The following is a 24,410-nucleotide window of genomic DNA, read 5'->3' as shown; positions in this document are numbered from 1 at the left end:
CGAGTGACCATTTACAGGCCTGCGGCCGTAAATACGTCGCTGACAATCTTCTGCGCTTCTTCCTGGATAAGCGCCAAATGCTCATCCCCTTTAAAGCTTTCACAGTAGATTTTATAAATCTCTTCGGTACCGGAAGGACGAGCCGCAAACCAGCCAAATTCTGTACAGACTTTCAGACCACCAATCGCCTGGCCATTACCCGGCGCATGGGTCAGTTTCGCTGTGATCGCATCACCCGCGAGCGTTTCAGCCGTGACCATTTCAGCAGATAGCTTGCTCAATACCGCTTTTTGCGCACCATTGGCAACCGCTTGCAGACGCGCGTAGCTTGAAGCACCAAACTTGGCAGCCAGTTCGTCGTAATATTGCTGCGGATTCTTGCCCGTGACAGCGGTGATCTCAGCCGCCAGCAGACACAACAAAATACCGTCTTTGTCGGTCGCCCAAGGTGTACCGTCCAGACGCAGGAATGATGCGCCGGCGCTCTCCTCGCCACCAAAACCAATCTCACCCGTATACAGGCCGTCCACAAACCATTTGAAGCCAACTGGAACTTCGCACAGGTTGCGGCCCAAGTTTGCTACGACTTTGTCGATAATTGCACTGGAAACCAGAGTTTTACCTACGCCTACACCCTCACCCCATTGCGGACGGTGCTGGTACAGATAGTCGATACATACTGCCAGGTAGTGGTTAGGGTTCATCAGGCCTGCCGGGGTAACAATACCATGACGGTCAAAGTCAGGGTCATTACCAAAAGCCAAATCGTACTGGTCTTTGTAGGCCAGCAGCCCCGCCATTGCTGATGGTGAAGAACAATCCATGCGGATCACGCCGTCTTTGTCCAGAGACATAAAGCGGAATGATGGATCCACGTCATCGTTCACCAGCGTGATATCCAGTTCATAGTGCGCTGCAATCGCTTTCCAGTAGTCGATCCCTGAGCCACCTAGCGGATCTACGCCAATATGCAGACCAGCTTTTTTGATCGCCGCCATATCGACTACATTTGCCAGATCTTCAACGTAAGGCATGACCAGGTCCTGCTCAATGAACAGATCGCTCGCCACAGCGTCAGCAAAAGAGATACAGCGAACGTCAGTCAAACCACCAGCAATCAGTGCATTGGCACGCTCTTCAATGGCTTTGGTCAATTCACCTTCTGCCGGGCCACCATGAGGTGGGTTGTATTTGATACCGCCATCTTGTGGAGGGTTGTGCGAAGGCGTAATAACAATACCGTCAGCTTTGCTGATGTTGGCCTTGTTGTGGGTCAAAATGGCGTGGGAAATCCCTGGCGTTGGTGTGTACCCACCTTCTTTTTGCGCGACGACCGAGACGCCATTCGCCACCAGCACTTCTACGACTGAGCAGAAAGCGGGTTCAGACAAGGCATGGGTATCTTTACCCACAAACAGTGGTCCTGTGATCCCTTGCTGCAGGCGCAGCTCAGCAATTGCCTGGGCAATCGCCACAATGTGATGCTGGTTAAACGTTGATTTATCCGCGCAGCCACGGTGCCCGGAAGTACCAAACTCCACTTTGTGCGCCGGGTTTTGCGGATCAGGAGTCAGTTGAAAGTAGTTCGCCACCAACAGTGGGATATTGTGCAGATCTTGCTGCTGGGATCTTTGCCCTGCACGTTCATGACTTGCCATGACATTGCGTCCTTTCAGGAAAATTAAATGCTAGAAACAGAAAGAGGCTCGTCTTGGACGGGCCTCTTGGAATTCAATATTGTAAATGGAGAGCGCACATACACCGTTAGCGTCGCGATCAGATTTCGCCAACCACTTTTTCAGTGATGTCTGCCGAGAAACCCATTTTGTTCATCAGTTGCTCAACCATCTGACGCTTACGGCCAGTATTGGTGTTAGTAATAACCCAAAATGGTGTGCCTGGAATGTGTTTCGGCTTAGTGGTCTTGCCACTTTCCAGCAGTGTTTGCTCATTATCCGCAAAATAGACGCGGGTACGGCCTTTCAGTGCAGTTGCTTCAGCAAATGCTGTGCCGTCGATACGATAAAGGGCAGACAACACCAACATAAAGCGACCAATGGCTTTCTCTTGTGCCGCAAATTCGTCAGAGATCAATAGCGAGCGCATTTCTTTAACACGATCAACACCGTCAAGATGACCCGCATCTTTACTGACGACAATTCCCTGTACTTTAGGGCTTGGTGTCAACGTCGTAAGGGGTTGTTGCTCCACCTGAGGTGCCATCAGCAAGCGGCGCAGAATGTCAGATGCGCTTTCACCAATGTGCTGAGTTTGGCTGGCAATATACCGGTATAGCTCTTCATCAACCTCAATCGTCTTCATCGTTCGATCATCGTGTCCTAATTACAATTCAACGCAGGGATTATACAGAGTTAGGGGTACCCGAGCCACCTCAAGATGCTGGTTTCAGTGAGAATAACCGGCTTCGTGATCAATACATGGTTTTGAGCAACCGTAAGGATCGATATACTGAAGCAATTCGTTACAACCAAGAGCAATTTCCGGTGCATTTGAATTACAAGATCCAGGGAGAGGGGCAACCTCTGGTGTTGATCCACGGCTTGTTTGGCAGCTTGGACAACCTCGGCGGACTGGCCAAGGTATTGGCTGAACATTACACCGTTTACCAAATCGATCTGCCCAATCATGGCCTTTCAGTCAGAACGGACAAGGTCGATTACCTGTCACAGGCAGACGCTGTTAACGCTTTTTTAGACCAACACTCCCTGAATGAAGTGACCCTCGTCGGCCACTCCATGGGCGGAAAGGTCGCGATGATGCTGGCTCAGCGTCATCCTGAAAAAGTGAAATCTCTGGTGGTTATGGATATCGCGCCTGTCGCGTATCAAGTACGCCGACATGATGACGTTTTTGCTGGTCTCAACGCCTCTGCAAATCAGCCCATCCAAAACCGGAAAGAGGCTGAAAGCATTCTCGCTGAGCACATCGAAGAGCCTGGCGTACGCCAGTTTTTACTGAAGTCACTGGCGAAAACGGATGATGGTACCTTTGATTGGCGCTTCAATATTAAGCCGCTTGAAGCTGGCTATCTCGACATTACCGGTTGGCCTGAAGCCGGTGTTTACAGCGGCCCTACCCTTTTCCTCAAAGGCGGCAATTCAGACTACATTGATGCACCACACCGCACCGCTATTGAGCGGCAGTTTCCCAAAGCGAAAGCCCATGTTGTGGCAAATACCGGGCATTGGCTACACGCTGAAAAGCCGGAGACAGTTGCACGTGTGATCATCCGCTTTTTAACAAACTCAGAGCGTTAACAGTCACCTGTCAGTTGTGCTATAGTGCGCGCGAATTGTGGTTCCGAATGGAGACGGAAATGCTGGCCGAGCACTTTGAACTGCTCGAGAAGATTGGTCTGGACTTATTGTTTGCAGGCATCTTCTTTTTTATCGGTATGGCTATCAAGGATGTGCTTAACGAAGGCAATGTTCCGCCCTTCGGTCGACGTATTGTCTGGCTGGTGTTGTTTCTCGGCTGTGCCGGTTTCGTCACTAAAGGCGTGATCCAGCTTTTCTGGGAAGGCGTAGGCATTGGCTGACGGTTAATAACACCGCCCCTGAATCCAAACAGCAAGAAGGTGTATCCTTCTTCTAAACTTTAGATTTTAGGCTGCAATCATAGCAGCGCGACTAACACGAATAGGTATTTTCTATATGGCGAGCGTAGGTCTCTTCTTTGGTAGCGATACAGGTAACACTGAAGCTATCGCCAAGATGATTCAAAAACAACTGGGTAAGCAGATGGTCCATGTTCAGGACATCGCGAAGAGCAGCAAAGAAGATATCGACAACTTCGATCTCCTTCTGCTGGGCATCCCAACTTGGTACTACGGCGAAGCACAGTGTGACTGGGATGACTTCTTCCCAGAGCTCGAGCAAATTGATTTCTCAACCAAGCTGGTTGCGATCTTTGGTTGTGGCGATCAGGAAGACTACGCAGAGTACTTCTGTGATGCCATGGGTACTATCCGCGATATCGTGGAAACCAAAGGCGGCACAATTATCGGTAACTGGCCTACTGAAGGTTACGAGTTTGAAGCGTCTAAAGCGCTGGTTGATGACAACAACTTCGTTGGTCTGTGCATCGACGAAGACCGCCAGCCTGAACTGACTGCAGCACGTGTAGAAAAATGGGTTAACCAGGTCTACGAAGAAATGTGCCTGGCAGAGCTGGAAGGCTAAGCAAGCATTTGAAAAAACGCGCCGATTGGCGCGTTTTTTTATGTATCCGTTTCATTTCTGTATTTTGGTTTTTTACGCACATACAACACACGCCGGATCCGGCTCACCACTTCGCCATTGGCATCCTGCACATTGACGACAAACTCCGGAAATACCTTGTCACCGGAAGCCGTAGCTTTCATTATCGAACCAATCACTTCTTCAGAAATCACAAACTCCGCAAACAAATCCGTCGCGCCCGGTTTGATAAAATTAATATCCGCTTCCTTGTCCCACACGTAGTAACGTTCACCCAGGATCCCCATCAGCATCAGGGCGTAAGTTGGATCAGTCATTGAGAAGATACTGCCGCCATACTGAGTACGGTTGGCGTTTTTGTTCCACCAGCGCAGTTTTAGGCGGACTTTCACATAGCGAAAATCATCGCTGATATTCGTGATTCGTATCCCTGCCCCCCAAAATGGTGGCCAGCAATTTAGCGCGAATTTGACTATTCCTGGCTTGTAGTATTTGTACACGATTGATTCCTTTCTGGTCATACCAGTCAATGGTGCCATTTTTACATTGCGACAACAAGCCGCAAAACCAACCAATTAGGTCAGATATTTATCCGGTGATACTGGCGGCGACTATCCACATTTGTTACGCTAGCTATCAATTTTTCCCGCCTCCCATGACACAGGGAAAAGAAATCACGTAGGAAGAACCGGATGTCAGATAACAACAAGGCCCTCAAAGACGCAGGTCTGAAAGTCACACTGCCTCGCTTGAAAATCTTAGAAGTGTTGCAAGAGCCGGACTGCCAACACACCAGCGCCGAAGATCTCTACAAGAAATTGCTCGATATTGGTGAAGAAATCGGTCTGGCAACGGTTTATCGCGTACTTAACCAATTTGACGATGCAGGTATCGTCACCCGCCATCATTTTGAGGGTGGTAAATCGGTATTTGAACTGGCGACCCAGCAACACCATGACCACCTGGTATGCCTGGATTGTGGAAAGGTGATTGAGTTTCGTGACGATGTCATCGAACAACGCCAAAAAGAAATTGCCAGCAAATACAACGTACGCCTGACTAACCACAGCCTTTACCTTTACGGCCACTGTCTGAATGGTGACTGCAAGGAAGACCCAAGTCTTCACGACGCTTGAAATCAGATTGCCTGAAGGCTGTCGCTCACGTGGCTTTCAGAGAATCCATCAAAAGTCCGACATAAAAAAGGTCCGCACGATAGCGGACCTTTTTTACCTTGGGCTTTGATCAGAAATTATAACTCAGACCTAAACCACCCTGTGGTTGCCATTCCCAGTCTTTTTCATCGTCACCCCACACCTGGTTTGAATACTTCACACCTGCAAAAACATTCAAAGAGAGATCTTTGTTGAAGTTGTAGGTATAGGTCACTTCAGGTAAGGCAAACAGCACATACGTGTTTTTGTAATTGCCGTTCATCTGGGTTGGCTGGTTCCATTCATAGATCTCATCGCCGAGTAGGAATGGGCTCCACGATGCACGTCGGTTCGACGTGATGTATGGGTCAAGACCACCGACGAAGCTGAAATCAAGGCTGTCATTTTCTGAAAACTTATGCAGCGTTGAAGAGTATTGCAGCCACGCCATCAGCATGAAAAAGTTGGCGCTCTTGTACTCCTGATTACCCTCGCCTGAAAGAACAAAGTCACCGCTGTACCAGTCCCTGAACAGGTAACCATTAAGGGTGATGCTGAAGTTTGCAGGCAATTGAATGGTCGATAACAGGGAAATGGACGCCGTGTTTACAGAGCCTGATGGGCCATCGGTATTCCAACCGTAGATGTAGGTTGGCTCAATCGATAGCTCGCTGACAGAAACCGGACCAGACTGGTCAAAATAGTCTGCAAAGCCAATGGTTTGCTGGAGAAGCACGTAAGATGTCTTCGTGCCATCAAACACATTGTGATTTTGGATATTCAAAGAACTTACGCCGGTCGCTTTACTACCAAACAGGCTACTTTGACTGATAGACAGCGTTGCCTGTGGATTGCTGTAGCTATTGTCGTATTGGTTGTCTGCGCCGGTGTAAGTGTAAAGGTTCCAAGCCCTGTCCCACTCTAACTCCAGGCTGATATCAGGGGTGAAGTTATACAAAACGTCGACGTTGCTGTGACCACCTTCCGTTTCATAATCGCCCGCTTCCCCGTAAAACGTCTGCGTGACACTGGCGGAGCCATTCGGCGTAAAGGCTTCTGCCTGAACGCCTGCCGCCGTTGCCATCATCGGGATAAGCAATAAACTATGCCTTTTCAACATACTGACCTCTCACCAATAATCATCTGATTATTTAAAAAATACCCTGTGAATACGCGCCGACGCTGCTGCTGTAGATTTGATGTGAAGACCTCTTATTCCGATATCCAAAAAGCCGCGTTTTGGAACATGCTTGTGCCCATCACCAAAATTTGTCGAAGACATACGCGTATATTCTTGTTCGGTTGAGTAAAAATGTGTTTCCAACCGAATTGTCCTGCCTAATTTTTTTCAAAGGCATATGAAGCCTGTCTCTGAACTTCAAGGCAGAAGCTTAGACCAAATTCACAGGTGTACAGTGACTCTAAACGGCGAATTCAAAGGCTTGGAGCGCTCATTTCATCCCAGTATCGCAGTCATGATATTTGTCTAATTACTGATATCGACTGCACCGTACAAAGTACCACCAAGTGTTAACTTAAAAGGCGAGGAGTTTGGTTTTTAAACGTTGGGTCAGACGACCGAGATTTGCCGGGGGTAAGTTGGTATTACTACTGAGGAAGAACTTTTGGCCCCTAAAAGGAAGGCATAAAAAAACCGGAGCGCAGGCTCCGGTTCTTATTCGTGCGCGAATTACTCGCCCATTTTTGCCCAGGTGTCACGCAGGCCAACGGTGCGGTTAAACACCAATGCATCTTCTTTGCTGTCTTTACGGTCAGCACAGAAGTAGCCCATACGCTCAAACTGGTAGCCTTGCTCAGCAACTGCTGATTTCAGGCTTGGCTCAACATAGCCACGGGTCACGGTCAATGACTCAGGGTTGATGGTTGCTGCGAAGTCATCCGCTGCACCTGGGTTTGGCACAGTGAACAGACGATCGTACAAACGGAATTCTGCTTCCACGCCTGCATCAGCAGATACCCAGTGGATAACGCCTTTTGCTTTACGGCCATCTGCCGGATCTTTACCCAGTGTCTCTGGATCGTAAGTACAGAAAACAGTAGTCACCTTACCGTTTTCGTCTTTCTCGCAACGCTCAGCTTTTACATAGTAAGCGTTACGCAGACGCACTTCTTTACCCAGAACCAGACGCTTGTACTTCTTGTTCGCTTCTTCACGGAAGTCTTCCGCTTCAATCCAGATTTCGCGGCTGAACGGGATTTCACGCTCGCCCATTTCTGGTTTGTTCGGGTGATTTGGACCAATCAGGGTTTCCACTTCACCTTCAGGGAAGTTTTCAATCACCAGTTTGATTGGATCCAGAACCGCCATCGCGCGAGGAGCGTTCTCGTTCAGGTCATCACGGATGCATGACTCCAGCGAGCTCATCTCGATGGTGTTGTCTTGCTTGGTCACACCGATACGCTTACAGAATTCACGGATGGACGCTGGCGTGTAGCCACGGCGGCGCAGACCGGAAATGGTCGGCATACGTGGGTCATCCCAACCGTTAACCAGATTCTCGCTCACCAGTTGGCTCAGCTTACGCTTCGACATCACGGTGTATTCAAGGTTCAGGCGGCTGAACTCATACTGACGTGGCTGACATTCGATGGTGATGTTATCCAGTACCCAGTCGTAAAGACGGCGGTTGTCCTGGAACTCCAGCGTACACAGTGAGTGAGTAATGCCTTCAATCGCATCCGAGATACAGTGGGTGAAATCGTACATTGGGTAGATGCACCACTTGTCACCGGTTTGGTGGTGGTGGGCAAAACGCACGCGGTACAGCACTGGATCGCGCATCACCATAAATGGGGATGCCATGTCGATCTTTGCACGCAGACATGCTTTACCTTCTGCGAACTCACCGTTCTTCATTTTCTCGAACAGTGCCAGGTTTTCTTCTACGCTGCGGTCGCGGTATGGGCTGTGTTTGCCCGGCGCAGTCAACGTACCACGGTATTCGCGGATCTCGTCGGCACTCAGTTCTTCAACATATGCCAGACCTTTTTCAATCAGCTCTACCGCGTAGCCATGCAGGCGATCGAAGTAGTCAGACGAATAACAAACTTCACCGCTCCACTGGAAGCCCAGCCAGTTCACATCATCTTTGATCGATTCAACGAATTCGATGTCTTCTTTCTCTGGGTTGGTGTCATCAAAGCGCAGGTTACACTGACCCTGATAATCTTTCGCAATGCCAAAGTTCAGACAGATAGATTTCGCGTGACCGATGTGCAGATAGCCGTTTGGCTCTGGCGGGAAACGCGTGTGAACTGTGGTGTGAGCACCACTTGCCAAATCCTTATCAATGATTTGACGGATAAAGTTAGTTGGACGAGCCTCAGACTCACTCATCAAAATTACCTCGTAGGAAGACCCTGAAGTTGTGCTCAGGCAAACGCTGGATGTCGCGTTTCCATACCTGAGTTTGGGTAGATTTTAAATAACGCCCAATGATCCACGATCGTGGCTAATTACTCAACCACTACAGCGCGCCACAGCACCATTTGGGCAAAAAAAAGCCCGCAAAAGCGGGCTTTGAATTCAGAATCGGGGGGATTAAAGTGAAACAGCGCGGCCTTCGCGTTGTTTGTCTGCGCTCAGAGCGCGAACCCGAACCTTGCTCGCATCTTCGATAGCAACTGGCGCTGAGTAATCAGCCCAAGTTTTACCGCCGTCTACCGAGTACTGCATAGGCAGGCCTGGCAGGCTGATGTTCATGTGCAGTTTGCCTTCTTGCATCACCGCACCCGGTACTGGGATACGGTAGTTGATGCCAGATGCATCCAATTTCGCCATTTCACGCTGACCCATGACGTTTGCAAAGCGGGTCCAATCTTGCAGTTGGGCGTCTTTGTTTACGTGGTTGGTGTCTTGGTTGAACTGCTTACCTGCTTGGTAATCCAGTTCCCAGTCAGCTTTGTGCCATGCGCGTTCTGCCGCTGCAATCACACGTGGGAATACCATGTACTCGTACTGTTCGTCAGTACGCACGGTTTCACTCCAAAGTTGAGCAGACAGGCCGTGGAAACCACCTTTGTAATCTACTGTGCCTTTGCCGTTGAAGCCGTTGCCATCGCGGTCCAGAGAAGTTTCTGCGTTCTGTGGCAGGTTTTCAGGTGCAAAACCGAACATCTTACGGGTATCAGTTGCACGGGTCGCCCAGTAGTAGCCACGCTCTTTCGGATCCACTTCGTATGGCATGTCCATGTACACGTAGTCTGGGTTAGAAACGATCAGATCGTAACCTTTCGCTGCCCAGTCGTATGCAGACGCATCGCCGCCCCAGTAAAGAACGTCCCAGAAGTTTACGCGGGTGTTTTCAGTTTTGAACGCTGACGCATCTTTCGAGTACTTCAGGCCGTCTTGCCATGCTTGGAAGTTTTCGATGCCTTTGTCCGCAACTACCGCACTTACGCGCTCTGCGAAGTAGCTTGGCAGGTGACCGAAATCAGACACTGTACCTTCTTCGATCAGTTTCTGACACATTGGCGATTTCGCAAACGGCTTGTGCTGTTGGCTCAGGTCGATAGAACCTTTCCAAGCCACGGGCTCAGATGCATTCAGATCCTGGAAGCCTGCATTCAGCTTGATGTTCTTCGCTTCGTCACCACCGAAGTGCCAGGTAGACAGCGGCATACCGACTTCGTCGTGCATCGCTTTCACTTCATCGATAACTTTGTTTACAAAGTTCATCGAAGAGTCCATGCATGGGTTGATGAAGCTGCGCTTGTCGTAGAACTGCACGGTCGTCACGTTTGACGTATCCATTGGATCCATCAGGCGGAACTCTTCCGCTGTAACCAAATCGCCCTGCTCTGCGTATTTCTTGTAGCGCGCTTCCATTGAAACAACCGCTGCACGTGAGTGTGCTGGCATGTCGATTTCTGGGATCACTTCAATACCGCGTGCTTTTGCGTGACGCAGGATTTCCAGGTAATCCGCTTTCGAGAAGAAGCCTGAACCGAAGTTTTCAGTCGTTGGGCCTGAACCCAGTTGTGGCAGCAAACATGAGGTCTCAGACAGATCGTGACAACGGTTTGAACCTACGTCAGTCAGCTCTGGCAGGCCAGGGATTTCCAGACGCCAGCCTTCATCATCTGTCAGGTGCAGGTGCAGTTTGTTCAGCTTGTACGCTGCCATTTGGTCAACAGTGCGCAGAATAGCTTCTTTTGAGTGGAAGTTACGTGCTACGTCAACCATGACACCGCGGTATTCGAAGCGTGGCGCATCTTCAATCGCTACCCATGGCAGGATCTCAGCATCACCTTTCTCCATCAGCGCCAGCATAGACTGCAGACCGTAGAATGCACCTACGCTGTCAAAGCCCAGCACTTTTACGCCTGAAGCGTCGATTGCCAGTTTGTAAGCGCCAGATACCGCTTCTTCACCGTCGAATGCATTCGCGTCAACATTGATATCCAGAGCAATATCGCCGCCCAGGTTTACACCCAGCAGCTCTGCACGACCTTCAAATGCGTCCAGCTGTGCGTCATCCAGTGCTTTGTTGTTGATTGCAAAGCCTGAAGCAACGTTCAGTTCACCACGCATGTGGCGGGTTTTCAGTGGGGTTGGGATGATAGACGCTTCGATTGCGCCTTCAGACAACACTGCTACGTTGCTGTTTTTCGCAAAGCGAGATGCTGCAGTTGCCAGAATGTTCTTGTCTTCTGGTACACGCTTGTACAGGTCACCGTCGATTTCTGAAACGAATGCATCAACGTTTTCTGTATTCAGAGACTCAATCACTTTTGGCTCTGCGTCGCCTGCTACTACGTAAGCGCGTGGCATGAAGTCAGTTTCAAACAGCGTCCAGTATTCCTGGATCAGAGGGATTTCCACTTTCTCGCCCGCTGCGAAACCTTTGAACGACTCAGTAGGCGTCAGTTCGTACAGGTCACCGGTCAGATGTTTAACCGTGAAGTCTTTGTTTTCAACGTCCAGGATCACGCGGATGCTGTGAATATAGATTTTCCAGTCATTGCCGGAAACTGCTTCACCGTCGTTGACTACGGTCATTAGGATAGTGTTGCAAGATGCCCATTCAGCGCCCATCGCCTGACAAGCCATGCCATCTTGTGCGCCGGTATTTGTTTGTACGTCGTAGCTGATTTCTAGCTGAGAAGCCAGCGCATCAACCATATCCTGCTGCGCTGAACCTAACTGCAGAGAACCGCAACCAGTTAGGCCAGCTGCAATAGCAGCAGACAAAAATCCCATCTTAAATGTTGTATTCATGGTCATTTCTCCCTACGAGTGGCCGAAAAAGGCCCAAAAAAAGCCGACCCCGTCAGAGGCCGGCTATATTGACTGTTTAATCAGTATTTTTTAATTAAGGCAGTTTTACTGCTGACAGATCTTCGCTCGCGCCAACTTTTTTCATTTCGCCAGCTACGATTTCCGCCAGTGGGCCCAGGATAACCTGAAGGTTGTTGGTACCCAGCTTAACAACGCCCATCGCACCCAGTGCTTTCAGCGTTTTCTCGTCGATTTGGCTACCGTCTTTAACGGTCAGACGCAGACGAGTGATACATGCATCGATGTTAGTCAGGTTGTCGTGACCACCCAGTGCTTTCAGGTATTGGCGAGCCAGGATACCGGTCTCTTTTGAACCTTGAACGTCTGAAGAAGATGATTCGTCCAGATCTTCACGGCCAGGAGTTGCCAGGTTGAATTTCACGATAGCAGCGCGGAACACGGTGTAGTAGATAACCGAGAACACCAGACCTTGAGCGATCAGCATGTACCAGTTAACCGCCAGCGGGTTACGCGTTGACAGAACCATATCCACCAGACCAGCAGAGAAGCCGAAGCCTGCAATCCACTGCATAGATGCTGCGATGTATACAGAGATACCGGTCAGCAGTGCGTGCAGTACGTACAGACCAGGTGCCAGGAACATGAACGAGAATTCCAGAGGCTCAGTTACACCAGTGAAGAATGATGCGAACGCAGCAGCCAGCATGATAGATGCCACTTTCTCTTTGTTCTCAGGCTTCGCAGTGTGGTAGATAGCCAGTGCTGCACCAGGCAGACCGAACATCATGATTGGGAAGAAGCCCGCTTGGTACATACCGGTTACACCAGCAGTTGCAGTACCTTCAGCGATAGACTTAGCACCGCCCAGGAAGTTAGGGATATCGTTAATACCCGCAACGTCGAACCAGAATACTGAGTTCAGAGCGTGGTGCAGACCCACAGGGATCAGAAGACGGTTGAAGAAAGCGTATACACCCGCGCCCAGCTCGCCCATACCTTGGATGCCTTCACCGAAGCTTACCAGACCACCGTAAACGGTTGGCCATACGTACATCAGGATGAATGCAATGAAGATACCAGCAAAAGAAGTCAGGATAGGAACCAGACGCTTACCAGAGAAGAACGCCAGTGCTTTGTGCAGTTCAACAGCAGAGAAGCGGTTGTACAGCTCAGCAGATACGATACCTACCAGGATACCAACGAATTGGTTGTTGATCTTACCGAACGCTGCAGGTACTGCGCTTGGGTCAATGCCCTGAATTTGCGCAACCGCACCCGGTGCCAGCAGAGTGGTAACAACCAGGAAACCAACGAAACCAGACAGTGCAGCCGCACCATCTTTATCTTTAGACATACCGTACGCAACACCAACGGCGAACAGTACAGACATGTTGTCGATAATTGCAGCACCAGCTTTGATCAGGAATGCTGCCAGTGCGCTGTTCGCACCCCAGCCATTCGGGTCAATCCAGTAACCGATACCCATTAGAATTGCAGCAGCAGGCAGCGTGGCGACTGGCACCATCAGCGCTTTACCTACTTTTTGGAAATAACCGAGAATATTCACCTTTGTTCCCCCTATAGTGGTTCTTTCTCAGAGTTGTGATGACCACATGGGACTTTTTTTACGATCCTATGTGGGTCAGTGCGAGTTTATTCCATTAATTTCGCCCCGCAAATTAAAACGGATGCAATTGTGATTATCGTCACTCAAAACACTTCAAGATCCGGTTTTTTGCTAGCACGCTCATAAAACTTATTTTATGATGAAAACTAAGATACAAATCCGCTATCATGTATAGTCAGAATTTGAATTAACTGAGAGGTGTCCCGTGAGACTTATCCCGCTACAAACCGCACATGAAGTAGGCCTATGGTCAGCGCGTTATATTGTTGATGCTATTAATAAATTCGCTCCAACTGAAGAGCGTCCGTTTGTTCTAGGTCTGCCGACTGGTGGCACCCCTCTGAACACTTATAAGCAACTGATTAACCTTCATAAGCAGGGCGAAGTAAGCTTCAAACACGTTGTGACTTTCAACATGGATGAGTACTGCGGCATCCCAGCAGACCACCCAGAGTCATACCGTAGCTTCATGTACAACAACTTCTTCAATCACATTGATATTCAAGAAGAAAACATCAACCTGCTGAACGGCAACGCAGAAGATCACCTGGTTGAGTGCAAGCGTTACGAAGACAAGATCAAATCTTACGGCAAAATTAACCTGTTCATGGGTGGCGTAGGTAACGACGGTCACATCGCATTCAACGAACCAGCATCGTCTCTGGCGTCTCGCACACGCATCAAAACGTTGACTGAAGACACGCGTATTGCAAACTCACGTTTCTTTGATAACGATATCAATCAGGTGCCAAAACACGCTCTGACTATCGGTGTTGGCACTCTGCTGGACGCTGAAGAAGTGATGATCCTCATCACTGGTCACAACAAAGCGCTAGCACTGCAAGCAGCGGTTGAAGGTTCAGTGAACCACATGTGGACTGTGTCTGCGCTGCAACTGCACCCGAAAGCACTGATGGTATGTGATGAGCCTTCTACCGCTGAGCTGAAAGTGAAAACGGTTAAGTACTTCCAAGAGCTGGAAGCACAAAACATCAAGAACCTGTAAGGTAAGGAAGTATTCATGTACGCACTGACAAACTGCCGCATCTTCACCGGTAGCGATGTGCTGGATAACCATGCTGTCATCATCAATGGCGGCCTTATCCAGAACGTTTGCCCTGTAAACGAGCTGCCAGAAGGCATCGAAACCCGTTCACTGGATGGCGCTTACCTGACTCCTGGCTTCATCGACCTGCAACTTAACGGTTGTGGCGGCGTGATGTTCAACGATGAAGTGACCGCGGAAACAATCCGCACTATGCATCTGGCAAACCTGAAGTCTGGCTGTACCAGCTTCCTGCCGACGCTGATCACCTCTTCCGACGAAGACATGCGTGCATCTGTCAGTGCTATCCGTGATTACCAAGATCAGTACGCACATCAGGCACTGGGTCTGCACCTTGAAGGTCCATACCTTAACGTTGCGAAGAAAGGCATCCACAGCGTGGATTACATCCGCCGCTCTGACGATGCCATGATCGACTTCATCGCAGCAAACGCAGATGTAGTGACCAAAGTAACCCTGGCACCTGAACTGACCCCGGCTGAGCATATCCGCAAGCTGGCAGACGCAGGTATCGTGGTTTCAGCTGGCCACACCAATGCAAGCTACGTTGAAGCACGTGAAGGCTTCAAAGCTGGCATCACCTTCGCTACCCACCTGTTCAACGCGATGACACCAATCGCAGGTCGTGAACCAGGCATGGTAGGCGCGATCTACGACACGCCAGAAGTTTACACAGGTGTGATCGCTGACGGTTTCCACGTTGATTACGCAAATATCCGTATTGCTCACAAACTGAAAGGTGAAAAGCTGGTTCTGGTCACAGACGCGGCAGCGCCTGCAGGAGCAGACATGGATCACTTTATTTTTGTGGGCAAGAAAGTATATTACCGTGATGGTAAGTGTGTAGATGAAAATGGCACACTTGGCGGTTCGGCATTGACCATGATTGAAGCAGTTCAGAACTCTGTCGAACATGTAGGCATCGCTTTGGATGAAGCGGTTCGCATGGCAACTTTGTATCCTGCGCGTGCTATCGGCATGGATAACAAACTTGGCGCTATCAAAAATGGATATGTCGCCAACCTGACCGTGTTTGACCGTGATTTCAATGTTAAAGCGACTGTTGTTAACGGCGAATACACACTGAACTAGGACATTTATGACAGGCGGACAAATTGGTAACGTAGATCTGGTTAAACAGCTAAACGGTGCCGCCGTTTATAGACTTATCGACCAGCAAGGTCCGATATCTCGAATCCAAATCGCTGATGTAAGTAGCCTTGCACCAGCAAGTGTTACCAAAATCACCCGCCAGTTACTGGAGCGTGGCTTAATCAAAGAAGTCGCGCAACAGGCGTCTACCGGCGGTCGACGGGCAATCTCGTTGACCACCGAATGTGCTCCCTTCCATTCTTTGGCTGTGCGCCTCGGAAGGGATCGCATTGAACTCACCCTTTTTGATCTGTCTGGCAAACCGCTGGCAGAGCACACCGAATCATTCCATTACCCGAATCAGGAAACCCTGGTTGAAGGGCTTGTATTCCACCTGCGTAACTTCCTGGACGCGAACCAGGATATCCTGAAAGAGCTGATTGCTGTTGCTATCTCACTGTCAGGTCTGGTGGATGCTGAAACCGGTATTGTCGAATACATGCCGCATGTTTCGGTCGATAAATTACCTCTGGGTGACTTAATTCGCGATGAATTTGGAGTGCAGTGTTTTATCGGAAATGACACCCGTGGCCAAGCACTTGCGGAACATTATTTCGGGGTTAGTAAAAATTACCACGACACCCTGCTTGTCAGTGTCCATAACGGTGCAGGCGCCGGTATTATCGTCAACGGTCAGGTATTTCTTGGCTACAACCGCAACGTCGGTGAGATCGGTCATATCCAAATCGACCCTCTCGGTAAAAAATGCTCTTGCGGCAATTTTGGCTGCCTTGAAACGGTTGCCTCGAATCCGGCGATCATTGAACACGCACAACAACTGCTTGCTCAAGGTCATGAAAGCATGCTGCAGGGCAAGAAAGACCTCAACGTTTCTGATATCTGCCGAGCAGCCGTTGCCGGTGATGAACTGGCGCGTCAGGTTTTGGTGAAGGTAGGCAACCACTTGGGTAAAGCCATCGCGATGACCATTAACCTGTTTAACCCTCAGCAGGTTGTTATCTCCGGTGAGATCACTGAAGCGAAAAGCGTGGTATTCCCAGCCATTCAACGCTGTGTAGAAAACCAGTCTTTGCGCACGTTCCACCAAAATCTTCCTATTGTCGCAGCAGGACTTTCTACAACGCCGACACTTGGCGCATTTGCATTGGTGAAACGCGCCATGCTTAACGGCGCGTTGTTACAGCGCCTGCTGGAAGACTAATCTCGCCTCTGGCGCGGATTTAACCGACACTTTTTCAAAATGTTACAAAGGCAATGCTGGAGACAGACATTGCCTTTGTTTTATTATTACTGCTCATACTCGATACATTATCGGGCTTCGCTACGCCTTTTTGCGCTCCCGCCAGTTTCTAGGACGAACACTGTTTTATGGATTTAGTCATTATTGCTGTCGCATTTTTCAGCGGCTTTCTGATGCTTCGCTGTCAAATGCCTCCCCTTGTCGGTTTTCTTATCGCCGGCTTTGCGCTCCATGCGGCAGGCTATACCAGTACACCACTGATCCAGTCTCTGGCCGATCTGGGTGTGACACTGTTGCTGTTCACGATTGGCCTTAAGCTGGACGTAAAGTCACTGCTGAATAAAGAGATCTGGTTTGGCGCGACATTGCACAATGCCATGACGACCGCCCTGTTTACACTTTGCCTGCTCGCTTTTAAAGCGATTGGACTGTCGGCCTTTTCCCAGCTCAATATCAACGATCTTGCATTGATTGCCTTTGCCCTTTCTTTCTCCAGCACCGTTTTTGCGATTAAAGCACTGCAAGAAAAGGGCGAAATGAATGCCACCTATGGCACGCTGGCTATCGGCGTTCTCATTATGCAGGATATTTTTGCGGTTATTTTCCTTACTATTGCTTCAGGTAAAGTGCCCGGCATCGAGGCATTGCTGCTTTTCGCCCTGCCATTGGCGCGTCCTCTGCTGTTTAAATTGCTTGATCGTGCAGGTCACGGCGAAGTACTGGTGCTATATGCCATGTTTTTGGCTTTGGTTGCCGGTGCAGGCTTATTTGATGCAGTAGGCATGAAACCAGATCTGGGCGCGTTGATCCTCGGCATGCTGATGTCTGCCCATCCCCGCGCCTCCGAAATGGCAAAATCATTGTTCAACCTCAAAGAGCTTTTCCTCGTCTGTTTCTTCCTCAACATTGGTTTGTCGGAACAACCGACAATGCAGGGTTTGTTGATCGCCCTTATGCTTCTGCTCTTGCTTCCCCTTAAAGGATTGCTCTATTACCTTATTTTCAGCGGCTTCAAATTCCGCGTCCGTACTTCGCTGTTCGCGACCCTGTCGCTGTTCAACTACAGTGAGTTTGGCCTAATCGTTGGCGGAATTGCCTACCAAATGGGGATCATGCCGGGCAGTGTATTGGTGGCTATCGCCATTGCCGTTTCACTCTCATTTGTTCTGGCTGCACCACTGAACACTTTCAGCCATAAAATTTATGCCTTCGCATCACCTTATCTCCATGATCCGAATCCAGACCGTATCCACCATAACGATCAACTTATCAGCCTGGGAAGTGCGAAAGTGGTTATTCTGGGGATGGGACGCATTGGCAGCGGAGCTTACGACGAGCTCGAAGCGGATTATCCTTCCTGCGTGTTGGGCATCGAGGCTCGTGACGATTCTGTTGAACTTCACCGCAGCGAAGGACGCAGGGTCATTCAGGGTGATGCAACGGATCCGGACTTCTGGTCCCGGGTCACGTCGTCAAAGCAACTGGAGTTGATCTTGCTAGCCATGCCTAACAGCCAGGCAAACACAATAGCCATGCATCAAATTAACCAGCTGAACTTTAAAGGAAAAGTTGCCGCCATAGCCAAATACCCGGATGAACTGGAGCAGTTAAAATCGCTGGGTGTTGATGAAGCCTACAATATCTACTCTGAGGCAGGTGCTGGTTTCGCACGCCACGTAAAAGAGCAACTCCGCTAGCCCCCCCTCTCCTGCCAAAAAATGCGCCGCTAACATTCAATTGCGGCGCATATTTGACCATAAACCAACTTTTATTCAGAAAATAGCCGATTATATTAAATAATATTTACACACCAGGCGGCTTTGTTATTTTTTTTCTCGCATCAGGTTGCATTTTTTACTCAAGTTGGCAAATTGAACACAACAGCGATTAAAAAGCCCTCTTTTGGGGCAACAGCAGGAAGTAAAGAGAGGGATTTATGTGTTCTGTTTTCGGCATTTTGGATATTAAATCTGATGCGGGTGCACTGCGTGCCAGCGCACTAGAAATGTCAAAAAAATTGCGTCACCGCGGCCCAGACTGGTCCGGTATTTATTCATCCGAACGCGCTATTTTGGCGCATGAACGTCTGGCGATTGTTGGTCTCAACAGTGGCGCACAGCCCCTGTACAGCCCAGATGGTAAGCTGGTGCTGGCGGTAAACGGCGAGATTTACAACCACAAAGAAATCCGCGCACGCTACGAAGGCAAGTACGAATTCCAAACCGATTCAGATTGTGAAGTCATTCTGGCTTTGTATCAGGAGATGGGCGCAGACCTTTTGGAAGAACTAAACGGCATATTCGCTTTCGCCCTTTACGATGAAGAAAAAGATGAATACCTGATTGGCCGCGACCACATCGGTATTATTCCCCTGTATCAAGGCCACGACGAGCACGGAAACTACTATGTTGCATCAGAAATGAAAGCGCTGGTGCCCGTGTGCAAGACTATCAGTGAGTTCCCTCCGGGCTGCTACTACCGCTCCCAGGACGATGAACCACAGCGTTACTACGTGCGTGACTGGAACGAATATGCTGCTGTTGAAAACAATGCATCAAGCAAGGAAGAGTTAACCGCTGCGCTTGAAGCTGCCGTCAAACGCCAACTGATGACTGACGTCCCTTATGGTGTCCTGCTTTCCGGCGGGCTGGATTCTTCAATCACGTCTGCAGTAGCCAAACGCTTTGCTGCGCTGCGAGTAGAAGATGACGACAAATCTGCTGCGTGGTGGCCACAGCTTCACTCCTTTGCCATTGGTCTTGAGGGCGCACCGGATCTGAAAGCGGCACGTGAAGTGGCCGATAAGATTGGTACGGTTCACCACGAAATGACCTACACCATTCAAGAAGGTCTGGATGCGATTCGCGATGTTATCTACCACATCGAGACTTATGACGTGACAACCATCCGCGCTTCTACCCCTATGTACCTGATGGGCCGTAAGATCAAAGCGATGGGCATCAAGATGGTTCTGTCTGGCGAAGGTGCAGACGAAATCTTTGGCGGCTACCTTTACTTCCACAAGGCACCAAACGCAAAAGAATTCCACGAAGAAACCGTGCGTAAACTGCTGGCCCTGAACATGTTTGACTGTGCCCGCGCGAACAAGTCGCTGGCTGCATGGGGTGTAGAAGGCCGTGTTCCTTTCCTCGATAAAGAATTTATCGATGTAGCCATGCGCCTGAACCCGAAAGACAAGATGTGTGGCAACGGCAAAATGGAGAAACACATCCTGCGCGAATGTTTTGAGCACTACCTGCCAGACTCTATCGCGTGGCGCCAGAAGGAGCAGTTCTCTGACGGCGTAGGCTACGGTTGGATTGACACCCTTAAAGCGGTCGCAGAAGAAAAAGTGACGGATCAGCAGATGGAATCGGCGAAGTTCCGCTTCCCATACAACACGCCACAAACAAAAGAGGCGTACGTTTACCGCGAGATCTTTGAAGAGCTGTTCCCATTGCCATCTGCAGCAGAATGTGTACCAGGCGGCCCTTCAATCGCGTGTTCAAGCGCCAAAGCCATCGAATGGGACGAGAGCTTTAAAAACGCCGCCGACCCATCCGGCCGCGCTGTGGCTGCGGTCCACAACGAAGCTTACGCAAAAGCGTAAATATTCAACAAAACACAAAAATGGCTTTCCCGAGGGAAAGCCATTTTTTTTGAAAATATACCTAAACAACCTGAAGATGCAGGATTAAGCGAGATTGACTGACGTTATGATCGCGGCGTTCCTTTGTAGATGTAGTCACCTCCATCAAAAAGGAACAACAAAGAGCACGGCGTCAGTCAACTCGCCCGAAGGGTGGCTATCAATGCGCCCACTTCTTCGTTAAATTCCACGGAAATAGAACGACTATTCCTCGTATAGTTTGCCTCAAATTGAACGCATGATGACCTCTGAATGCGAGCATCTTCAGGTCGTTTAGGTATACATTGCAAAGAAGCTTGCCCGCTCGATAAATAATCAGCACGCAATATAGGTTATTTAATCATCACCACTCACAAAAATACCCTTTTAGATTGTAGCAATCTCTAGCTAATACTTTTAAACGATTGTTTCAATATCAGCTAGTGTTTGATTACAGTTATAATAATGAAAATGTAGTGTCATGCCTAGCCACCACTAGTGACTTCCTTGTCACTATATCTTTTTTTTATGTTATTTGCATCGCATGAATATTATTAACGCTTTAGTCATTTACATACTAATGCGTGCCCTCACGCATGTTTTATTTATTGTCGATCCTGACACTTAATAAATATACAAACACACAAACCCCTAATGTTAATATCCTGCCGTTCTGTATTCAGGCATTAAAAATAGCCTACGAACACCATCTTATTATCAAAATAATCAATAAAAACCTCACTTTTACTTCGTATTTTGGGAACGACACTCAAGGGCGGTAGCGTCTAAAATCACGAGCCAACGATGGGTCATCGATTAGTTATCTAAGGTCAGAGAAAATGGACACAACTCTAAAATTACATAGTAACTATGGCGCGCTACATGTCCTGTACAGGACGATTGACTGCATTATTATTCTATTGACACTTCACATAGTATCAATTTCCTACACTAGCCAGTTTGTCCAAAAAGACTTCCTATTGGGCAGCTATTCAATTCTGGTCTATATGCTAATCGCAGAGAAAAATGAACTATATCGTTCTTGGCGTGTTCACCTTTTCAGAGAAGAAGCATTGAGTATCAGTAAGGCGTGGTTCGTTACTTTTATTTCGCTAGTTTTTCTGGCTTTCTTTACCAAAACGAGCACAGATTACTCGAGGGTTGTAACAGGTATTTGGCTAGTCTCTACACCATTAATACTAATAACCTGGCGGTACGCTGCAAAACAGGCCTTAAAGAAACTTCGCGATTACGGTTTCAACAAAAAAGAAGCCATCATCGTAGGCGTCACTGAAAACGGCCTCCGACTAGCCAATCAGCTAAAGAATCATCCTGAGCTAGGTATTCACGTAGGTGGCTTTTACGATGATCGTGAAACAAGCCGTTTAGACATTGAAAATCTACCCGCGCCATTCAAGGGTAAAGTTGCCTCCGCTTTAGAGCTTGTTAAAAGTGGCAAGGTTCAACATGTATACATCTCAATGCCTTTGAAAGCCAACGAGCGAATCAGCGCATACCTCAGGGACTTTTCAGATACGACAGCGAATACCTATCTCATACCGGATTTTTTTGTCTACAACCTAATTCAATCGCGATTAAGTGCGATTGGAAATATTCCAACCATCAGTATTCATGACACACCATTCTACGGTACGAATGGTTGGTTCAAACGCGCACAGGACATCCTACTTGCTTCACTAATTATCCTGTTGATCAGCCCGGTACTTATCGGTGTTGCAATCGGCGTAAAGCTTTCATCACCTGGGCCCATTATTTTCAAACAATACAGATACGGGCTCGATGGACGTCGAATCAAAGTGTGGAAGTTCCGCTCAATGAGCACAATGGACAACGGTTCTGTTGTCAAACAAGCCACTAAAAACGACCCGCGGATCACTACTTTCGGTGCATTTATCCGAAAAACGTCACTAGATGAGCTTCCTCAGTTTTTCAATGTTCTGCAAGGTCGCATGTCAATCGTTGGCCCTCGCCCACATGCCGTTGCACACAATGAAGAATATAGAACCATGGTTGATCGCTACATGCTGCGACATAAGGTGAAGCCAGGCATAACAGGTTTAGCGCAGGTTAACGGCTACCGTGGTGAAACAGATACTCTCGAAAAAATGCAGAAACGCGTTGAGTTTGACATCAAATACATTCAGTCATGGTCAACATGGCTTGATTTAAAAATCATATTTAAAACCGTATTCAAAGGCTTTACCGGAAAGACTGCCTACTAAAGGAATGAAAATGAACAGCCCGAAGAAAACAATCATTATTTTGGCTTTGTTAAGCACCAGCAGTTGGGTAGTGGCAAACGAAGACAATGGATACACCACCGAGTCTGGCATCAAAATCACGCCGCTTTTTGAAGCCTATTACGAATACAACGATAACGTCGGTCGATACTCTTCTTCTGAGAATCCAGAATCATCCAGAGCGTTAATTGCAAAACCTGGCGTGATGTTTGAGTCTGACCGCAACGGAAATCAATACCAGATTGCGTACCAGTTAGCATCAGGAACCTATTTTGACAGCGAAGTAGACGACTTTCTTGACCACGCACTCACGACAAATAACTTTGTACAGCTCAGCCAGAGAAGTGGCATAGGTTTCAATTATACCTATCTAAAATCTCACGAAGCTCGCGGTACTGGCATTTTGGCAGGTGACCAGCTAACAACCATCGCAACTGAGCCAGTGAAATACTCTCTGCACAACGCAAATATCACCCATGTTTATGGCGCAGAAGATGCAACAGGGCGAATTGAGTCCAATCTAAGATACGAAAACAAAAAATATGATAATTACCGCGACCTTACTGCCCCTGGGTTTGTTGCGCTTAGCACCAAGTTTAAAGACTATGACGAAGTCGCAGGTGCACTCGCTTTTTACTATCAGATATTTCCCGCTACAGAGCTGCTGTTCGAGATTGATGTAGCAGATCGCCAATACAAGTTGGGCGACCCAATCAGCGGTAATTCGCAAAACAATTTAGATGCTTACTTTCTAGTTGGCACCAAATGGGACATTACGGGTAAAACAACCGGCAAGCTCAGATTGGGTGTGCAAGATAAGAACTATGACGATGCCATCAGGGAAGACTTCAATGGCTTCAGCTGGGACCTAGATGTTGTTTGGGAACCGCTGACCTATTCTACGCTTACCGTCTCTGCTGCACAAAGCGCTATCGACCCTGAGCAAGGTAATAACTTCATTAATCAAACCAGCTTCGCCGCCAGTTGGAAGCACTTTTGGCTTTCGCGCCTATATAGTGACATCGCTTTCAACACCATTAACGATGACTACTCACAAAGCACAAGGGAAGACGACCAGCTAAGCGCTTCATTCTACCTCGGATACCAATTCAGAGAAGACACTGAAGTTATTGTCGGCTGGCGATATGAAGACAACGACTCTTCGATCGACACAAATAGATATAGCCAAAATGTTTGGTATCTCGGCACAAACCTGGTTTTCTGATTCTTTAAGGAATTTTGGTCACATGACGCGGTTCTATCACCTATTTATATCAATATTGCTCATCATTGCATCTCCATCGAATACATTCGCAAGTGGGAACGACTATACCATTGGCGCAGGCGACAAAATTGAAATCGTGGTGTACGGCGAAGAAGAGCTCACCATTGAAGAGCTGTATATAGATAGCAGTGGTGAGTTCGATTATCCCTATCTCGGTCAATTAATGGCAATTGGGAAAACTACTGAACAACTCAAGGCGGAAATCATTAGAGGTCTCAAAGGAGATTACTTAGTCTCTCCGAAAGTTCGCGTGGGTATCGTTGGGTTCAGAAGCATCTTTGTAAACGGTGAAATCAAAAAACCAGGTGGCTACGAGTATCAACCCGGACTCACTGTGGACAAAGCGATTGCTCTTGCAGGAGGCTTCACAGAGCGAGCGGCGAGAAAGAGCATCTACATTACTCGTGAAGATAAAAATGAGCCTAAAAACCGTGTGGGTCTTTCTCATATGGTTTCACCAGGAGACATCATTGTTATCGAGCAAAGCTTCTTCTAATTGCAAGTAACTCTTCTCGAATAAATTCACTTCAGGAAATATGCAAGCTTTGGCTCAT

At 48.5% G+C, this 24,410-nt stretch carries 19 protein-coding genes; 12 read left to right on the top strand and 7 right to left on the bottom strand.

Annotation, left to right across the window (positions count from 1 at the left end; all coding sequences use genetic code 11):
* Positions 1–11: 11 nt before the first annotated feature.
* Together pgm and seqA are read right to left on the bottom strand one after the other, a co-directional pair.
* Positions 12–1,658, bottom strand: coding sequence for a phosphoglucomutase (alpha-D-glucose-1,6-bisphosphate-dependent) (pgm, locus tag KU854_RS17315; protein WP_218359673.1), 1,647 nt, complete (start codon positions 1,656–1,658; stop codon positions 12–14).
* 118 nt (positions 1,659–1,776) lie between these two features.
* On the bottom strand, positions 1,777–2,322 hold the full coding sequence (gene seqA, locus KU854_RS17310; RefSeq protein WP_218359672.1) for a replication initiation negative regulator SeqA: 546 nt from the start codon (positions 2,320–2,322) through the stop codon (positions 1,777–1,779).
* A gap of 182 nt (positions 2,323–2,504) precedes the next feature.
* On the opposite strand from seqA, the gene KU854_RS17305 reads away from it, so the two are divergent.
* The 3 genes from KU854_RS17305 (at position 2,505) to fldA (ending at position 4,202) form a co-directional block, all read left to right on the top strand.
* A complete protein-coding gene (locus KU854_RS17305) occupies positions 2,505–3,278 on the top strand; it encodes an alpha/beta fold hydrolase (protein WP_218359693.1) in 774 nt (257 codons plus the stop codon).
* A 59-nt stretch (positions 3,279–3,337) separates the two neighbouring features.
* Positions 3,338–3,559 (top strand): DUF2788 domain-containing protein, encoded by a 222-nt coding sequence (locus tag KU854_RS17300; protein WP_054778763.1) that lies wholly within the window; start codon positions 3,338–3,340, stop codon positions 3,557–3,559.
* Positions 3,560–3,674: 115 nt separating this feature from the next.
* Positions 3,675–4,202, top strand: coding sequence for a flavodoxin FldA (gene fldA / locus KU854_RS17295; protein ID WP_218359671.1), 528 nt, complete (start codon positions 3,675–3,677; stop codon positions 4,200–4,202).
* 38 nt (positions 4,203–4,240) lie between these two features.
* On the opposite strand, the gene KU854_RS17290 is transcribed toward fldA, so the two are convergent.
* Positions 4,241–4,720: a DUF4442 domain-containing protein gene (locus KU854_RS17290; RefSeq protein ID WP_418885865.1), complete on the bottom strand. Its 480-nt coding sequence runs from the start codon at positions 4,718–4,720 to the stop codon at positions 4,241–4,243.
* Positions 4,721–4,912: 192 nt separating this feature from the next.
* Between KU854_RS17290 and fur the strand changes: the two genes are divergently transcribed.
* Positions 4,913–5,356 (top strand): ferric iron uptake transcriptional regulator, encoded by a 444-nt coding sequence (gene fur, locus KU854_RS17285; protein WP_218359669.1) that lies wholly within the window; start codon positions 4,913–4,915, stop codon positions 5,354–5,356.
* A gap of 109 nt (positions 5,357–5,465) precedes the next feature.
* Here the strand turns inward: fur and KU854_RS17280 are convergent, their stop codons facing one another.
* From KU854_RS17280 to nagE, 4 genes are all read right to left on the bottom strand, one after another.
* Positions 5,466–6,494 (bottom strand): FomA family porin-like outer membrane protein, encoded by a 1,029-nt coding sequence (locus tag KU854_RS17280; RefSeq protein ID WP_218359668.1) that lies wholly within the window; start codon positions 6,492–6,494, stop codon positions 5,466–5,468.
* Between the two features lie 570 nt (positions 6,495–7,064).
* Positions 7,065–8,732 carry a glutamine--tRNA ligase gene (gene glnS / locus KU854_RS17275; RefSeq protein ID WP_218359667.1) on the bottom strand — a complete coding sequence of 556 codons (1,668 nt, stop codon included), beginning with the start codon at positions 8,730–8,732 and terminating at the stop codon, positions 7,065–7,067.
* Positions 8,733–8,936: 204 nt separating this feature from the next.
* Positions 8,937–11,615, bottom strand: coding sequence for a beta-N-acetylhexosaminidase (locus KU854_RS17270; protein ID WP_218359666.1), 2,679 nt, complete (start codon positions 11,613–11,615; stop codon positions 8,937–8,939).
* A gap of 94 nt (positions 11,616–11,709) precedes the next feature.
* Positions 11,710–13,203 (bottom strand): N-acetylglucosamine-specific PTS transporter subunit IIBC, encoded by a 1,494-nt coding sequence (gene nagE / locus KU854_RS17265; RefSeq protein WP_218359665.1) that lies wholly within the window; start codon positions 13,201–13,203, stop codon positions 11,710–11,712.
* 265 nt (positions 13,204–13,468) lie between these two features.
* Here nagE and nagB point away from each other — a divergent pair, with 265 nt between their 5' ends.
* The 8 genes from nagB (at position 13,469) to KU854_RS17225 (ending at position 24,352) form a co-directional block, all read left to right on the top strand.
* Positions 13,469–14,269, top strand: a complete 801-nt coding sequence (gene nagB / locus KU854_RS17260; RefSeq protein WP_054778759.1) for a glucosamine-6-phosphate deaminase — start codon at positions 13,469–13,471, stop codon at positions 14,267–14,269.
* 15 nt (positions 14,270–14,284) lie between these two features.
* Entirely contained in the window at positions 14,285–15,421 is a 1,137-nt protein-coding gene (gene nagA / locus KU854_RS17255) for an N-acetylglucosamine-6-phosphate deacetylase (protein ID WP_218359664.1), read from the top strand.
* A gap of 7 nt (positions 15,422–15,428) precedes the next feature.
* Complete coding sequence (gene nagC / locus KU854_RS17250) at positions 15,429–16,643, top strand: DNA-binding transcriptional regulator NagC (protein ID WP_218359663.1); 1,215 nt, start codon at positions 15,429–15,431, stop codon at positions 16,641–16,643.
* Positions 16,644–16,810: 167 nt separating this feature from the next.
* Positions 16,811–18,379 (top strand): cation:proton antiporter family protein, encoded by a 1,569-nt coding sequence (locus KU854_RS17245; protein ID WP_218359662.1) that lies wholly within the window; start codon positions 16,811–16,813, stop codon positions 18,377–18,379.
* Positions 18,380–18,618: 239 nt separating this feature from the next.
* A complete protein-coding gene (asnB, locus tag KU854_RS17240) occupies positions 18,619–20,292 on the top strand; it encodes an asparagine synthase B (protein ID WP_218359661.1) in 1,674 nt (557 codons plus the stop codon).
* An 857-nt stretch (positions 20,293–21,149) separates the two neighbouring features.
* Positions 21,150–22,553: an undecaprenyl-phosphate glucose phosphotransferase gene (locus KU854_RS17235; protein WP_218359660.1), complete on the top strand. Its 1,404-nt coding sequence runs from the start codon at positions 21,150–21,152 to the stop codon at positions 22,551–22,553.
* A gap of 10 nt (positions 22,554–22,563) precedes the next feature.
* The gene (locus tag KU854_RS17230) at positions 22,564–23,796 is read left to right on the top strand and encodes an outer membrane beta-barrel protein (RefSeq protein ID WP_218359659.1); all 1,233 of its coding nucleotides are present in this window, start codon (positions 22,564–22,566) and stop codon (positions 23,794–23,796) included.
* A 22-nt stretch (positions 23,797–23,818) separates the two neighbouring features.
* A complete protein-coding gene (locus KU854_RS17225; protein WP_218359658.1) occupies positions 23,819–24,352 on the top strand; it encodes a polysaccharide biosynthesis/export family protein in 534 nt (177 codons plus the stop codon).
* The last annotated feature ends 58 nt before the right edge of the window (positions 24,353–24,410 follow it).

This window comes from Enterovibrio paralichthyis, from assembly GCF_019209835.1.
In the GTDB taxonomy this organism is placed as follows: domain Bacteria; phylum Pseudomonadota; class Gammaproteobacteria; order Enterobacterales; family Vibrionaceae; genus Enterovibrio; species Enterovibrio paralichthyis.
The sequence above is the reverse complement of the archived record's forward strand: the minus strand, read 5'-3'. Positions and strand labels throughout refer to the sequence as shown.

Bases quoted from the DNA above. Each gene is read 5' to 3' on its own strand.
- pgm (WP_218359673.1), bottom strand. From the start codon at position 1,658: ATGGCAAGTCATGAACGTGCAGGGCAAAGATCCCAGCAGCAAGATCTG.
- seqA (WP_218359672.1), bottom strand. From the start codon at position 2,322: ATGAAGACGATTGAGGTTGATGAAGAGCTATACCGGTATATTGCCAGC.
- KU854_RS17300 (WP_054778763.1), top strand. From the start codon at position 3,338: ATGCTGGCCGAGCACTTTGAACTGCTCGAGAAGATTGGTCTGGACTTA.
- fldA (WP_218359671.1), top strand. From the start codon at position 3,675: ATGGCGAGCGTAGGTCTCTTCTTTGGTAGCGATACAGGTAACACTGAA.
- fur (WP_218359669.1), top strand. From the start codon at position 4,913: ATGTCAGATAACAACAAGGCCCTCAAAGACGCAGGTCTGAAAGTCACA.
- KU854_RS17280 (WP_218359668.1), bottom strand. From the start codon at position 6,494: ATGTTGAAAAGGCATAGTTTATTGCTTATCCCGATGATGGCAACGGCG.
- glnS (WP_218359667.1), bottom strand. From the start codon at position 8,732: ATGAGTGAGTCTGAGGCTCGTCCAACTAACTTTATCCGTCAAATCATT.
- KU854_RS17270 (WP_218359666.1), bottom strand. From the start codon at position 11,615: ATGAATACAACATTTAAGATGGGATTTTTGTCTGCTGCTATTGCAGCT.
- nagA (WP_218359664.1), top strand. From the start codon at position 14,285: ATGTACGCACTGACAAACTGCCGCATCTTCACCGGTAGCGATGTGCTG.
- nagC (WP_218359663.1), top strand. From the start codon at position 15,429: ATGACAGGCGGACAAATTGGTAACGTAGATCTGGTTAAACAGCTAAAC.
- KU854_RS17245 (WP_218359662.1), top strand. From the start codon at position 16,811: ATGGATTTAGTCATTATTGCTGTCGCATTTTTCAGCGGCTTTCTGATG.
- asnB (WP_218359661.1), top strand. From the start codon at position 18,619: ATGTGTTCTGTTTTCGGCATTTTGGATATTAAATCTGATGCGGGTGCA.
- KU854_RS17235 (WP_218359660.1), top strand. From the start codon at position 21,150: ATGGACACAACTCTAAAATTACATAGTAACTATGGCGCGCTACATGTC.
- KU854_RS17230 (WP_218359659.1), top strand. From the start codon at position 22,564: ATGAACAGCCCGAAGAAAACAATCATTATTTTGGCTTTGTTAAGCACC.
- KU854_RS17225 (WP_218359658.1), top strand. From the start codon at position 23,819: ATGACGCGGTTCTATCACCTATTTATATCAATATTGCTCATCATTGCA.